Origin of the sequence: Pseudomonas sp. HLG18, assembly GCF_051903985.1 — a bacterium.
In the GTDB taxonomy this organism is placed as follows: domain Bacteria; phylum Pseudomonadota; class Gammaproteobacteria; order Pseudomonadales; family Pseudomonadaceae; genus Aquipseudomonas; species Aquipseudomonas fluorescens_BT.
Genome location: NZ_CP195831.1, coordinates 1,098,176 through 1,110,937, shown reverse-complemented (window position 1 = coordinate 1,110,937; position 12,762 = coordinate 1,098,176). Strand labels below are relative to the sequence as shown.

The 12,762-nt window shown below is 60.7% G+C and carries 13 protein-coding genes; 6 read left to right on the top strand and 7 right to left on the bottom strand.

Annotated features, from left to right (window positions below):
- Positions 1–77 precede the first annotated feature (77 nt).
- Entirely contained in the window at positions 78–1,028 is a 951-nt protein-coding gene (locus ACSPX5_RS05140; protein WP_169429710.1) for a GlxA family transcriptional regulator, read from the bottom strand.
- 213 nt (positions 1,029–1,241) lie between these two features.
- Between ACSPX5_RS05140 and ACSPX5_RS05135 the strand changes: the two genes are divergently transcribed.
- Entirely contained in the window at positions 1,242–1,964 is a 723-nt protein-coding gene (locus ACSPX5_RS05135) for a pirin family protein (protein WP_169429709.1), read from the top strand.
- A 66-nt stretch (positions 1,965–2,030) separates the two neighbouring features.
- Here ACSPX5_RS05135 and ACSPX5_RS05130 read toward each other — a convergent pair whose 3' ends face one another.
- The gene (locus ACSPX5_RS05130) at positions 2,031–2,906 is read right to left on the bottom strand and encodes a LysR family transcriptional regulator (RefSeq protein ID WP_439821072.1); all 876 of its coding nucleotides are present in this window, start codon (positions 2,904–2,906) and stop codon (positions 2,031–2,033) included.
- A gap of 112 nt (positions 2,907–3,018) precedes the next feature.
- Here ACSPX5_RS05130 and ACSPX5_RS05125 point away from each other — a divergent pair, with 112 nt between their 5' ends.
- The 4 genes from ACSPX5_RS05125 to ACSPX5_RS05110 all read left to right on the top strand — a co-directional run bounded on the left by ACSPX5_RS05125 (position 3,019) and on the right by ACSPX5_RS05110 (position 6,931).
- The gene (locus ACSPX5_RS05125) at positions 3,019–4,239 is read left to right on the top strand and encodes a YbfB/YjiJ family MFS transporter (RefSeq protein ID WP_439821071.1); all 1,221 of its coding nucleotides are present in this window, start codon (positions 3,019–3,021) and stop codon (positions 4,237–4,239) included.
- A 63-nt stretch (positions 4,240–4,302) separates the two neighbouring features.
- Entirely contained in the window at positions 4,303–5,301 is a 999-nt protein-coding gene (locus ACSPX5_RS05120) for an NAD(P)H-quinone oxidoreductase (RefSeq protein ID WP_169429706.1), read from the top strand.
- 112 nt (positions 5,302–5,413) lie between these two features.
- Positions 5,414–6,358, top strand: coding sequence for an alpha/beta hydrolase (locus ACSPX5_RS05115; RefSeq protein WP_169429705.1), 945 nt, complete (start codon positions 5,414–5,416; stop codon positions 6,356–6,358).
- A 159-nt stretch (positions 6,359–6,517) separates the two neighbouring features.
- Positions 6,518–6,931, top strand: a complete 414-nt coding sequence (locus ACSPX5_RS05110; RefSeq protein WP_169429704.1) for a VOC family protein — start codon at positions 6,518–6,520, stop codon at positions 6,929–6,931.
- A 56-nt stretch (positions 6,932–6,987) separates the two neighbouring features.
- Here the strand turns inward: ACSPX5_RS05110 and ACSPX5_RS05105 are convergent, their stop codons facing one another.
- Complete coding sequence (locus ACSPX5_RS05105) at positions 6,988–7,317, bottom strand: hypothetical protein (protein WP_169429703.1); 330 nt, start codon at positions 7,315–7,317, stop codon at positions 6,988–6,990.
- Positions 7,318–7,542: 225 nt separating this feature from the next.
- Here ACSPX5_RS05105 and ACSPX5_RS05100 point away from each other — a divergent pair, with 225 nt between their 5' ends.
- A complete protein-coding gene (locus ACSPX5_RS05100; protein WP_207864830.1) occupies positions 7,543–7,800 on the top strand; it encodes a hypothetical protein in 258 nt (85 codons plus the stop codon).
- Positions 7,801–7,909: 109 nt separating this feature from the next.
- Here ACSPX5_RS05100 and ACSPX5_RS05095 read toward each other — a convergent pair whose 3' ends face one another.
- The 4 genes from ACSPX5_RS05095 to ACSPX5_RS05080 form a co-directional block, all read right to left on the bottom strand.
- Positions 7,910–8,932, bottom strand: a complete 1,023-nt coding sequence (locus ACSPX5_RS05095) for an ABC transporter permease (protein WP_007956055.1) — start codon at positions 8,930–8,932, stop codon at positions 7,910–7,912.
- A gap of 57 nt (positions 8,933–8,989) precedes the next feature.
- A complete protein-coding gene (locus tag ACSPX5_RS05090) occupies positions 8,990–10,555 on the bottom strand; it encodes a sugar ABC transporter ATP-binding protein (protein WP_439821070.1) in 1,566 nt (521 codons plus the stop codon).
- Positions 10,556–10,625: 70 nt separating this feature from the next.
- The gene (locus ACSPX5_RS05085; RefSeq protein WP_207864834.1) at positions 10,626–11,552 is read right to left on the bottom strand and encodes a sugar ABC transporter substrate-binding protein; all 927 of its coding nucleotides are present in this window, start codon (positions 11,550–11,552) and stop codon (positions 10,626–10,628) included.
- Positions 11,553–11,709: 157 nt separating this feature from the next.
- Entirely contained in the window at positions 11,710–12,762 is a 1,053-nt protein-coding gene (locus tag ACSPX5_RS05080) for a Gfo/Idh/MocA family protein (protein WP_439821069.1), read from the bottom strand.

Here is a 12,762-nt window from a genome sequence, read left to right as displayed (position 1 = left end):
GCAGGCATCGATGACGGCACAACCACCATGCGGGGCCCAGCACGGACATCCGGATGCCCGTAACGGACAGAACAGCTCTAGCTGAACTGCTCGCGATATTGAGCCGGGGTCAATCCGAGCTTTTCGCCGAACAGAAAACGCATGTGCCGCACGCTGCCGAAACCGCTTTTGTAGGCCACTGTCTTCAGCGGCAGATCGCTGGTCTCCAGCAGATTGCGCGCGCAGTCGATGCGTGCACTTTGCAGGAACTCCATGGGCGTCATGTTGACTTCGCGTGCAAACAGGCGGGCGAAATGGCGTGCACTCATGTTCGCCACACCGGCCATGCGCTCAACGGTGAAGGTTTCCTCAAGATGCTCCAGAACGTAGTTCTGTACACGGGTGACGGGGGTTTCCTGTGGCGCAACCGCTGCCATCAGCGGACTGAATTGCGCCTGTCCGCCCTGGCGCTTCATCACCACCAGCAGCACTTTGGCCACATCCTGAGCGAGTTTTTTGCCGTGATCGCGGGCCACCACCGCCAGTGCCAGATCGATTCCGGCTGTCACGCCACCCGAGGTGATCAGGTTGCGGTCTTCGACAAAGATCTGGTCGGTCGCGACATCTGCCTTGGGAAAGCCCTTGATCAAGCGCTCGGTGTAGTTCCAGTGGGTGGTCACGCGATACCCATCCAGCAGCCCGGCGTAGCCAAGCACGAAGGCACCCGTGCAAATCGAACCGTAGCGCCCGGCACGACTGACCGCACCTTTGAGCCAGTCCAGCAGCGGCGGACATTTTTTGTTGTAGGCACCGGGTCCGCCTGGCACCAACAGCAAGTCATAGCGATCGCCGGCTTCGTCGATGTGCCCGTCGGTATGCACCCGCACACCATTGGAGGCACGCAGCGGCCCACGTTCAGTCCCCAGAAGCGTCAGTTGATAATGGTCGTCCGGCTTAAGGTATCGGTTGGCAACCGAGAACACTTCCAGCGGCCCGGCCATATCGAGCAGTAGAAACTCGGGAAACAACACCATTGCCACGGTTTTCATGAGCAGACATCACTGAAATCAATGAACAGTTATAAGTTGCAGCATTATGGCCAAGTACAGCGCAAACGTTGAAAAAGAATGCGTGAACTGACGCACATTACTGTCAACCCCAAGGGGACAGTATTTCAATTTTCACCTACTTATTGCACACCAGCGTAACCAGTAACCTTCTCCTCACTTGGACGAATCAACGTCCTGAAAGGAGATCTGATCATGCTGACCCTTCGCAAAGCTTCCGACCGTGGTCTGGCCAATCATGGCTGGTTGAAGTCATTCCACACCTTTTCCTTCGCCAGTTATCGCAACCCGCGTGAACAGGGTTTCTCCGACCTGCTGGTGATCAACGATGACCGCGTCGCCGCCGGCAAAGGCTTCGGCCAGCACCCGCACCGCGACATGGAGATTTTCTCCTACGTGCTCGAAGGCGCCCTGGAACACAAGGATACTCTCGGCACCGGTTCGGTGATCCGCCCCGGCGACGTGCAACTGATGAGTGCCGGCAGTGGCGTGGCCCACAGTGAGTTCAACCACTCGGCGACCAAGCCTGTGCACTTCCTGCAGATCTGGATCGTGCCGGACGTCAGCGGCGCCAAACCGCGCTATCAGCAAGAGCACTTCAACGAACAGAAAAAACGCGGTCGCCTGCAACTGATCATCTCGCCCGAAGGCAGTCACGGTTCGCTGAAAGTGCGCCAGGATGCACGAGTATATGCCGGGCTGTTCGATGGCGAGGAAAGTGCCACCCTCAAGCTGCCTGCCAACCGTTACGCCTATGTCCACGTTGCTCGCGGCAGCGTTGAACTGAACGGCGTGCAGTTGAAGGAAGGCGATGGCGTACGGGTTCGTGAAGAACAGGCACTGACCCTGAGCAATGGCCAGGATGCCGAAGTGCTGGTGTTTGACCTGCGGCCTCAGGAGTTGCCTGAAATGCCATGAGGCACCGGTTTCAACGCTCACAAAAAACGGCCTTCAGTGAAGGCCGCTTTTTCATTGACAGAACGACTACTCATTTTCCGGCACAAACGCTTCGACAATGTGCTCGATCACCGCCCTGACCCGCGCGGTGTGGCGTAAATCCGCATGGGTCACCAGCCACACCTCATAAGGCAACGGACGCGTGCGCTCCGGCCACAGCCTGACCAGACCATCACGCTCGCCCATGTAGAGCGGGATTTCTCCTACTCCCAAACCGGCGGCAATCGAGCGTCGGACCAATAGGCTGGAGCTCAGACCGGCGACGATCCGCCCGCGAGTCACAGGCTCCGACACGAGGGTCAGATCCTTGTTGCCCTGCAGATACGGCTGGTACACCACCAGGTCATGGCCCTCGAACGCACTGCCCGGCGCCGGCACGCCATGGCTGTCGACATAGGCCTGCGAGGCGAACAAACCCACCGGCCAACGCGCGATGCGCCGGGCGATCAGGTCCGGGTTGTCCGGACGGGTATTGCGCACGGCGATGTCCGCTTCACGTTTGGCCAGGCTGAGGATCTGCGTAGAGGCGTCCAGTTGCACGCGCACGTCCGGATGCTGTTCGTGCAACTGCGCGATGGCCGGGATCAGGAAATCGATGGCCAGCGAATCGGTGGTGCTGACCCGCACGCTGCCGATCAGACGATCGTCCAGGCCCTGGATACGCCGTTCCAGCTCCAGTGCCGAATGCTCCATTTTTTCCACCGATTTGAGCGCCGCTTCACCGACTGCCGTCAGCGCATAGCCCTCGGAGGTGCGCAGGAACAAGGTCGCGGCCAGCGACTTTTCCAGTGCCGTGATGCGGCGCCCGACCGTTGCCTGATCCACGCCCAATACACGGGCGGCACCGCGCAATGTCGACTCGCGGCAGACCGCAAGAAACACCCGTGCATCATCCCAGTTCATACCGTTCTCCATTGATGCATAAACGCATCACTATCACGCAAACTCGCTGCATTAACGCAGCAACGATAGCCGATATGCTGGGCGCCATAAACCTTTCCACAGGATTGCCGTCATGCCCACTTCAATTGCTTCGCCCGAGCGTCCGGACGCGAGAGTCTGGCTGGCGATTTTCGCCGGACTCTGCGCCAGCCTGGTCAGCATCGGCCTGGCGCGTTTCGCCTACACGCCGCTGATCCCCTCGCTGATTCAGGCGCAGTGGTTTTCCGCCCATGATGTGGTCTATCTCGGCGCGGCCAACCTGGTCGGTTACCTGATCGGCGCCCTCCTCGGCCGCCCGCTGGCACGCCGGCTCACTCAGAGAAACGCTCTGCGCCTGATGATGCTGGCGGTGACCGTGGCGTTTTTCGCCTGTGCGTACCCGGTGTCGGTGAGCTGGTATTTCGGCTGGCGCCTGCTGTCGGGAATCGCGGGTGGCGCGATCATGGTGCTGGTGGCTGCGACTGTATTGCCCCATGTACCGGCCGAGCGCAAAGGCCTGGCCAGCGGGGCGATTTTCCTCGGCATCGGTCTGGGCATCGCCGGCTCGGGCACGATCGTTCCGCTGCTGTTGAGCCTGGGCTTGCAAGCAACATGGCTGGGATTGGGCGTGCTGTCGCTGGCACTGACGGCTTTGAGCTGGTTCGGCTGGCCCTCGGAGCAGCCCCATGCAACCACCGCAACGGCTCAGGTGGATCCGCTCGAGCCGACACCGCCTGCGGTTTATCTGCTATTTGCCCAGTACGCGTTCATGGCCGCCGGGTTGGTGCCGGCCATGGTCTTTCTGGTGGATTATGTCGCCCGGGGTCTGGGCGCCGGGTCGCATGTCGGCGCGCTGATGTGGGTCATGTACGGTCTGGGCGCCATCGTCGGCCCGGTGAGTTACGGCTTTCTCGCCGATCATCTCGGCGCGCGGACCGGCATTCGTCTGGTGCTGGTGGTGCAGGCGATCACCCTTGGCTTGCTGGCCATTTCGCATTCGTGCCTGGCGTTGGCACTGCTGGCGGTGGTCCTCGGTTCATTCCCGCCGGGCATTGTGCCGCTGGCATTGGCCCGAGTGCATGAGCTGATACCGGATCACCATCGCCAGCAGGTGGCGTGGAGCCGGGCCACGGTGTCGTTCGCCACGTTTCAGGCGCTGGCGGGCTTCGCCTATTCGGCGCTGTTCAACGCCACGGGCGGACAGCATGTATTGCTCTTCGTGATTGCCGGTGGTGCCATCGTGATCGCGCTGATACTTGAGCACGCCCTGAAACTGCTGCCCTCCTCCGTCGAGCAACGCTGCTGCACCGAATGAGGGGAATCATTGCGCCCTGACTGCGTTCCCATCTACTGATCACTTTTTCAAGAGGAATCGAACATGACGTTGCCCACTGATATGACCCGAATGGAAATCACCGAACCTGGCGGGCCCGAGGTTCTGCAATCCCGACGCGTCCCGCTGCCGGTCGCCGCAGAAGGCGAAGTACTGATCCGCGTGCACGCCGCCGGCGTCAATCGCCCGGACGCCCTGCAACGCGCCGGCAAGTACCCGATGAGGCCTGGCATGAACCCGATCCCGGGCCTTGAAGTGGCGGGTGAAGTCGTGGCGGTCGGCAATGGCGTCAGCACGTTCGCGGTGGGTGACCGGGTGTGCGCGCTGACCAATGGCGGCGGTTACGCCGAATATTGCGCGGTTCCGGCGGGCCAGGTCTTGCCAATCCCCGATGGGCTGGACTGGATCCAGGCAGCGGCCATTCCGGAAACCTTTTTCACCGTGTGGGCCAACCTGTTCGGTCTCGGCGGCGCCAGCCGTGGCCAGCGCGCCTTGATCCACGGCGGCACCAGCGGCATCGGCACCACCGCGTTGATGCTGTGCCGCGAGTTTGGCATCGAAGCCTTCGCCACCGCCGGCAGCGCCGACAAATGCACAGCGATCCGCAATCTGGGCGGTGAAGCGATCAACTACCGGGAACAGGATTTCGCGACTGTCATCGCCGAGCAAACTGCCGGCCAGGGCGTCAATGTGATCCTCGACATCATGGGCGGCTCGTACCTCAACGGGAACATCAGCGCCTTGGGGATGGATGGGCGGTTGGTAATGATCGGCTTCCTCGGCGGCGCGCGGGCCAACGACATCGATCTGCTGGCCATCCTCGGCAAGCGTGCGGTGGTCACCGGTTCGCTCCTGCGCGCCCGTACCTCAGCGGAAAAAGCCGCCATCGCCGATCAATTGCGCGAACACGTCTGGCCGGTGCTGGCCGCCGGACGCTGCCTGCCGATCATCGACAAGGTTTACCCGCTCGCCGACGCAGCCAAGGCCCATGCGCACATGGAAGCGGGCGATCACATCGGCAAGATCGTGCTGAAGATCGACTGAGTCGCTGCAGCATTTTGTAATCGTTGCAGGCGTGCGGTGGTCGAAAATGTCACGCGCAGGTCAAGGCATCTGGTAAAAAGCGTTCTTTGTCCGCGCCGTGGTGAAACGTTTAATGTTCCTTGCCTTCATGACCCGACTTCGACGCCGCCGTCTGGCGTTCGCCTGCATGGCCGCCCTGATTATCGGCGTGCCGGCGAGTTGTGCCGTGCTGGAACACACCGAACGCAAGCTGCTGTTTCGCATCGAGCCGGGCACGGCCGGCTGGTATCACGGATTGCCCGGCAGCGTGCAGGAACTCGACCTGCAACCGAAAAGCTTCAAGGCCGGGCAGAACATTCACGCCTGGTGGTGGCCGGCAGAGCGCGCCGATGCTCCGGCCATCCTTTATCTGCATGGCGTGCGCTGGAACCTCACCGGGCAACTGTTCCGTATCGAGCAACTGCGTGCGGCAGGTTATTCGGTGCTGGCCATCGACTATCGCGGCTTCGGCCAGAGCCATGGCGACCTGCCGTCGGAAAGCACGGTGTACGAGGATGCGCGGGTGGCCTGGGAACGCTTCCAGCTGTTGCAGCCCGACCCGAACAAACGCCTGATTTACGGACATTCGCTGGGAGGTGCGGTCGCCATCGACCTGGCTGCCGAACTCGGTCGCGATGCTGCCAGAAATCACACCCCTCTGCCGGTGCGCGGACTGGTCATCGAATCCACATTCACCTCATTGGCGGATGTGGCGGCTGCCGTGGCCAACACCTCTCTTCCCGTGCGCTGGCTGTTGTCGCAGAAGTTCGACTCCATCGACAAGATTGCCGAGATCCACATGCCGCTGCTGGTGGTGCACGGTCTGGCCGACGCATTCGTGCCGTCGCGCTTCAGCGAGCAACTGTTCGCCGCCGCCCGGCAACCGAAACGCCTGCTGCTGGTGCCCGGCGCAACGCACAACAACAGCATGGCGCTGGGCGGACAGAACTATCGCAAGGCGATCGATGCGCTGATGCAAACCCGACCTGCCGCCCGGGTGGCGGGCGCTACGGTACAGAAAAACCCGCGAGACTCCTGACATCCCTCCCCACAGACCATCGGTCACCCCGAAAGGAAATTCTTGCAGCATCGGCTGGCAATCCGGCGTTCTAACGCTTTGCTGGATGGAGTCAATCCATGACGCTGCTTCGGCACACCCGGCCGCGCAGCGTTCCACTGCCTATTCGGGAGCACCACCATGAAAATCAACCCGTACCTGATCTTCAACGGCGACTGCCGCGCAGCCTTCACGTTTTACGAGCAATGCCTGCAAGGCAAGCTCGAAGCGATGATGACCTTCGGCGAAACCCCAGCCGCCGAACATGTCCCCAAAGAGCACCACAACCTGATCATCCACACCTGCCTGAAAGTCGGCGATCAGATGCTCATGGCTTCGGACACCACACCCGACCGCCCGACCCCAGGCATGAGCGGCTGCTCGATCTCCCTGAATGTCGACAGCATCGCCGAGGCCGAACGGGTGTTTAACGCCCTGGCCAGGGACGGTCGTGTCGACATGCCGCTGGAATCCACCTTCTGGGCCGCACGCTTCGGCATGCTGGTGGATCGTTTTGGCGTGTCATGGATGGTCAATTGCGAAAGCGACAAATAGCGCTGCGTTTGCGCAAGACAATAAAAAGCCCAACCTCTTGAGGTTGGGCTTCACTTTTATCGCTGAGCCAGTTCATGTCTCACGCATTGTTCGTAATAGGTCTGCTTGACGGCTGCGGGCTTGAGACGCGAGGTACTGTTATAGGTTTGCTCCGTGATGCCCATCGCGGTCATGCGCATCCACGGCTGCTGAAATTTACGTACCTGCAAGCGCTTGCGGGCGCCGTACAGGGAAATCCCTGACAACTTCGACTGTTGCGCGCCGGCAGCGATGTCCGAGCCCCAAGTGCACGCAAAACGATGGCTCTTGCTCAGTTCCCTGGCCTGGGCCTGCACCGCGAACAGAGCGAGGGAAAGCGTTGCTACGGTGATGACAATCGTCCGCATATAGCCCACCTAACCTTTTGAAAAAAGGCGAGTTTGCCGGGACTTCAAACATTCGGGGGCCAGCAATTTGCCGCCTGTTGCAGCCATGTTCGGCCGAAGGCTCTCTATAAAGCTGCTCGACTACACAGCCACCCGTCTCCCAGCTCTCCCGCCCGTCAGCCGCCCGGCACTTTGTTTCGCTTCTGATTTTCCAACGTCAATACACCTGACGCGCAAGCCCCGACGATGAACAGAACCATTGCAGCCCTCATGCTTGGAAGTCTTTTATCCGCCACTGCACCGCTTGCGATGGCGGGAAGCAGCGTCCCGCCTACCGGTATTCCCGGAGTCAACCAGGGAGGCACCGAATCCAAGGAAGACAGGGCCGACAAAAAGGGTGAAGAAGCCTCGGGGTCAAACTCCGGTGCAGAGACCCACGAAACAGATAAGGATGCGCAAACGTCCAGCGGCTCAAAGGATGGGATGCAAGAAAAGAAACCCTGAACGGCTTGGCCGCCTCAGCAGTCTTTTCGCAGGAACAAAAAAGCCGATCTTTCCGATCGGCTTTACTGTGTGACGTTCATCCCGCGTTACCAAGCCAGGACGATGAACTTCAGCGTTTGAGCTTGCGCTTGTTGCGGTATTGGTCGATCACCACGGCAACCACGATGATCAGCCCCTTGATGATGTCCTGAATGTAGGCATCGACCCCGACAAACGTGAACCCGCTGGCCATCACCCCCAGAATCAGAGCGCCAATCACCGTGCCAGTGATGCGCCCCACCCCACCCGCCAGACTGGTACCACCGATGACCGCGGCGGCAATCGCATCCAGCTCATAAGACATGCCCATCCCGGCCTGACCGGTAGCGGCGCGGGCCGAAGCCACCACGCCTGCCAGCCCCGCCAGCAACCCGGCGATACTGTAGACGATGACCAGATGGCGTTTGACGTTGATACCGGACGTGCGCGCCGCCTGCATGTTGCCGCCGATGGCGTAGGTGTATTTGCCGTATTTGGTGTAGCGCAGCGCGATGTGGAAGATCACCGCCACCACCAGAAAAATGATCACCGGCATCGCGCCGTGGCCGATGGCCGTGTAGGAATCCGAGAGCATGCTCACCGGCTGGCCTTCGGTGTAATAACGCGCCAGACCACGGGCTGAAACCATCATCCCCAGTGTGGCAATGAACGGTGGAATCCCCGTGATGGCGATGATGCTGCCGTTGATCGCCCCCGCCAGCAGCCCGACACCAAGCCCGGCAATCACGGGAATCCAGACCGGCAAATCGGTCAGTGACGGAAACACTGCCCGAGCGAAATCCGAAGTCTGCGCCAGACTGGCCGCGATCATCGCCGACAACGCGAGTACCGAACCCGACGACAGGTCGATACCGGTGGTGATGATCACCTGGGTCACGCCAATCGCCAGCAGGCCGATGATCGACACTTGCAGGATCATCAACACCAGCCGCTGGGAGTTCATCAGAAAGCTCTGGTCGCGCACGATCCAGCCGAACAGTTCGAACACCAGGCCAATGCCGATCAGCACCAGGAAAATGCTCAGTTCCGTCGGAAAGCGCCGGCGACTCTTGACCGGTGCCGTGGCCGGTTTGTTTTCCAGTATCGCGTTCATAACCACTCACCTTTCTATCGCATCATCGATGGCGGCCTCGGCCACCAGCGGTATCCGTTAATGAACCGAGGACAGGCCCGAAGCCAGTTGCATCACCCGCTCCTGAGTCGCCTCGCTGCGGTCGAGGGTGCCCATCAGGTCGCCCTCGTGCATGACCATCACCCGGTCGCTCATGCCGAGCACTTCCGGCAGCTCCGAAGAAATCATGATCACCGCCATGCCTTCGCTGGCGAGGTAGGCGATGAGCCGGTAAATCTCGGCCTTGGCGCCGACGTCGATGCCGCGGGTCGGCTCGTCGAGAATCAGGATTCGCGGGTTGGTCATCAACCAGCGCGCCAGCAAGGCTTTCTGCTGATTGCCACCCGACAAGGTGTCGATGCACTGCTCCAGCGACGGTGTTTTCACCCGCAGCTTCTTGCACATGTCTTCGCACAAGGCGCGCAAGGCTTTTTGCTGGATGAAACCGTGGCCGGCGTAGTGCGGCAGGACGGCCATTTCCATGTTCTCCAGCACCGAGAGGCACGGGAACAGACCACTGAGCTTGCGATCCTCGGTCAACAGTGCGAAGCCCTTCTCGATCGCCATGTGCGGATCGCGGATGCGCACCACCTCGCCATCGAGACGGATCTCGCCACCGTCGCTGGGCGTGATGCCGAAGATCGCCTCAGCCACGTTGGTCCGGCCGGAGCCCATCAAGCCGGCGATGCCCAGGATTTCCCCGGCATGCAGGTCGAAGGAAACACCCTTGAAAATACCGTCGAGCCTGAGGTCGCGCACCGACAGCAACAGATCGCCAATCGGCTTTTCACGCACCGGAAACAACTGGCTCAATTCGCGACCGACCATCATCGAAATCAGGCTGTCGCTGTCCATGGAATCGGCTCGCTGCAGCCCGATGTAGGCACCGTCACGGAACACCGCCACTTCATCGGCGATCGCGAACACTTCGTTCATTTTGTGGGTGATGTAGATAATGCCTTTGCCCTGACGTTTCAGGTCGGCAATGATCGAGAACAGGTGGCCGACTTCCTTGTCGGTGATGGCCGACGTCGGTTCGTCCATGATCAGGATGTCGGAGTCGTAGGACACGGCTTTGGCGATCTCGACCATCTGCCGCTCGGCAATACTCAGATTGCCGACCAGCTCTTCGGGATCAAGGTTGATCCGCAGGCGCTCCAGCAGTTTCGCCGTGCAGCGGTGCATTTCCCGATGGTCGATCATGTGAAAGCCGTTGAGCTGCTCGCGGCCGATCCAGATGTTTTCGGCGATGCTCATGTGCGGCATCAGGTTGAGTTCCTGATGAATCATTGCTATCCCGGCCTGAAGCGCCGCCAGTGGCGTTTCGAACACCACCGGTTTGCCCCGCAGGCGCAGTTCGCCGGCGTCTGGCTGATAGATGCCGGCGATGATTTTCATCAGGGTGGATTTGCCCGCGCCATTCTCGCCCATGAGCGCCAGCACAGAACCGGGGCGTACCCGCAGTTGCACATCGGACAACGCCACCACACCGGGGAAACCCTTGCTGACGTTGAGGATCTCCAGCAGGTACGGCTCTTCGACAGGTATTGCAGTGGGCGGGCTCCCCGTCAAAGGGGTGCTCGAAGCAGTCGCTGAAGCGAACATGATCAGGTACTCCATCGGCAAGGTCGCGATCGCCACCTTGCGGGCTTATTGTTGTTATTGAACGGACGGACTATTTGAACTGGTCAACGTTTTGCGGCGTGATCAGGCGGAACGGCACCCAGACGGCCGGCTCGACCGGCTCGTTCTTCGCCATTCTCACCGCGGTATCGATGGAACCGTCGGCCTGGCCCTTGGCGTCCTGGAACACGGAAGCGGCCAGCGAGCCCTTCTTCACGGCGTTCAAGCCGTCCGGCGTGCCGTCGACACCCGCAATCAGCACGCTGCCTTTGGCGACGCCGGCCTGTTGCAGCGCCATCGCGGCACCGATGGCCATTTCGTCGTTGTTGGAGACGACCGCGTCGAATTTGCGGCCCTGTGTCAGCCAGTCGTTGACCAGGGTCATGCCCTTGTCCCGCAGCCAGACGCCGCTCTGCTCCTGCTCGACCTTGATGTCCGGGTATTTGGCCAGCACCTCTTTGACGCCCTTGGTGCGGTTAGTGGTGGAGTTGTTCGCGAGGTCACCCAGCAAGATCACGATGTTGCCCTTGCCGCCCATCTTGTCGGCCAGGTACTGCATCTGCATCTCGCCGGCCTCCAGGTCGTTGGAGGCGACGGTCACGACGCCTTTAGGCAGGTTCAGGTCATCGGGGCGGCGGTTGACATAGACCAGTGGAATGCCGGCCTTCACTGCCGCCTCAGTAATCTTCTTGGTGGCGGCGGTATCCACTGGATTGACCACGATGGCGTCGACCTTCTGGCTGATGAAGCTTTCGACCTGGCTCAGTTGCTTGACCACGTCGCTGCGGGCGTCTTCGAACTGCAGCTTGACGCCGTCGGGATAGGACTTGGCTTTCTTGTCCATGGATTCACGCAGGTAGGTCAGCCAGGTGTCATCGAACTGGGACATGCTGACGCCGATCTTCATATCGGCCAGCACAGCGCCGCTGGCAAACATCAGGGACAAGGCCAGTGAGGCAAAACGGGTCTTGGTCTTCATGAAAAGTCTTTCTCCACATTCTTGTTGGTTTTATGGATGAGGCGTGACGATTTCAGTAAGCGGACAAGCAGTCGAGGCGTTGGAACGTATGGCGAGACAGAGAAGCTGAAATCGACTCTATTGGAAATTATTTTCTATATCAACCTGTTTTAGAATTTTATTGTGATTTTATTCCATGGCTTGCGAACTCGCTCAGCTCCACTACCTGATGACGTTTGGAACTCAGTCGCGCAGCGTCTAGCACGCGGGTTGTCGCCAGTGCATCGCGGGCATCCACGGGCAGTGGGCCACCGTTTTGCAACGCGATTTGTAGCTGCAAATAGAACTGACTCCAGCAGCCGCGCTCGGACGGAACCCGTTCGCGCTCTTCTCCGTGTTCGAACCAGCCCCAACGTCGGTGCTCCTCGACGCCCCAGCGCTCGCCTTCGGTCTTCGGCGAAAGCCCGGCCAGCGCCTGGGCCTCCTGCCCGTCCAGCCCCTCGACGCTGTAACAACCCAGCGTACCGCTCACCCGAAAGCGCGGGCCGGGGCTGTTCTGCAGGCAACTGCCGCCCAGGTGCGAGGTCACGCCGTTGACGTGGGTCAGGGACATGAAGAAGCCGTGATCGAAGGTCTGGTCTTTTTCCAGGTAGTCCAGTTCGGCGTAGACCCGTGTCACCGGGCCGAACAGCAACAACGCCTGATCGACCAGATGACTGCCCAGATCGCGCAGGAAACCACCGCCGCTGCTGTTGTGAACCGATGACGGCGAGTAACGCTCGATCCGCGACTCGAAACGGCTGACCTGGCCCAGCGCGCCGGATTCGATGAGTTTGCGCACGGTTAGAAAGTCTGAGTCCCAGCGCCGGTTCTGATAGACGCTGAGCCGCACATTCTGGCGCTCAGCCATGGTGATCAGGGTTTGCGCCTGCTGCCAGTCGGCGGCGAACGGCTTGTCGCTGACTACCGCCACGCCGTGTTCGATGCCGTCGAGCACCAGTGCCGGCCGCCCCTTGAGGGGCGTCGATACCACCAGCACATCGATCCCGGCTTCCACCAAGTGGCCGATGCTGTCGAAGGCCGGCACACCCGGATGCTCCGCCGCCAGCAACTGTCGGCGCTCCGCTGAACGAGTGACCACGCCGACAAACGTCGCCGCCGGCAGGCTGCTGATCAGCGGAGCATGAAAAAACCGGCCGCCGTGGCCGTAACCGACAAGTCCGATGCGCAT

Bases quoted from the DNA above. Each gene is read 5' to 3' on its own strand.
- ACSPX5_RS05125 (WP_439821071.1), top strand. From the start codon at position 3,019: ATGCCCACTTCAATTGCTTCGCCCGAGCGTCCGGACGCGAGAGTCTGG.
- ACSPX5_RS05130 (WP_439821072.1), bottom strand. From the start codon at position 2,906: ATGAACTGGGATGATGCACGGGTGTTTCTTGCGGTCTGCCGCGAGTCG.
- ACSPX5_RS05120 (WP_169429706.1), top strand. From the start codon at position 4,303: ATGACGTTGCCCACTGATATGACCCGAATGGAAATCACCGAACCTGGC.
- ACSPX5_RS05110 (WP_169429704.1), top strand. From the start codon at position 6,518: ATGAAAATCAACCCGTACCTGATCTTCAACGGCGACTGCCGCGCAGCC.
- ACSPX5_RS05135 (WP_169429709.1), top strand. From the start codon at position 1,242: ATGCTGACCCTTCGCAAAGCTTCCGACCGTGGTCTGGCCAATCATGGC.
- ACSPX5_RS05140 (WP_169429710.1), bottom strand. From the start codon at position 1,028: ATGAAAACCGTGGCAATGGTGTTGTTTCCCGAGTTTCTACTGCTCGAT.
- ACSPX5_RS05080 (WP_439821069.1), bottom strand. From the start codon at position 12,762: ATGCGCATCGGACTTGTCGGTTACGGCCACGGCGGCCGGTTTTTTCAT.
- ACSPX5_RS05085 (WP_207864834.1), bottom strand. From the start codon at position 11,552: ATGAAGACCAAGACCCGTTTTGCCTCACTGGCCTTGTCCCTGATGTTT.
- ACSPX5_RS05115 (WP_169429705.1), top strand. From the start codon at position 5,414: ATGTTCCTTGCCTTCATGACCCGACTTCGACGCCGCCGTCTGGCGTTC.
- ACSPX5_RS05095 (WP_007956055.1), bottom strand. From the start codon at position 8,932: ATGAACGCGATACTGGAAAACAAACCGGCCACGGCACCGGTCAAGAGT.
- ACSPX5_RS05100 (WP_207864830.1), top strand. From the start codon at position 7,543: ATGAACAGAACCATTGCAGCCCTCATGCTTGGAAGTCTTTTATCCGCC.
- ACSPX5_RS05105 (WP_169429703.1), bottom strand. From the start codon at position 7,317: ATGCGGACGATTGTCATCACCGTAGCAACGCTTTCCCTCGCTCTGTTC.
- ACSPX5_RS05090 (WP_439821070.1), bottom strand. From the start codon at position 10,555: ATGTTCGCTTCAGCGACTGCTTCGAGCACCCCTTTGACGGGGAGCCCG.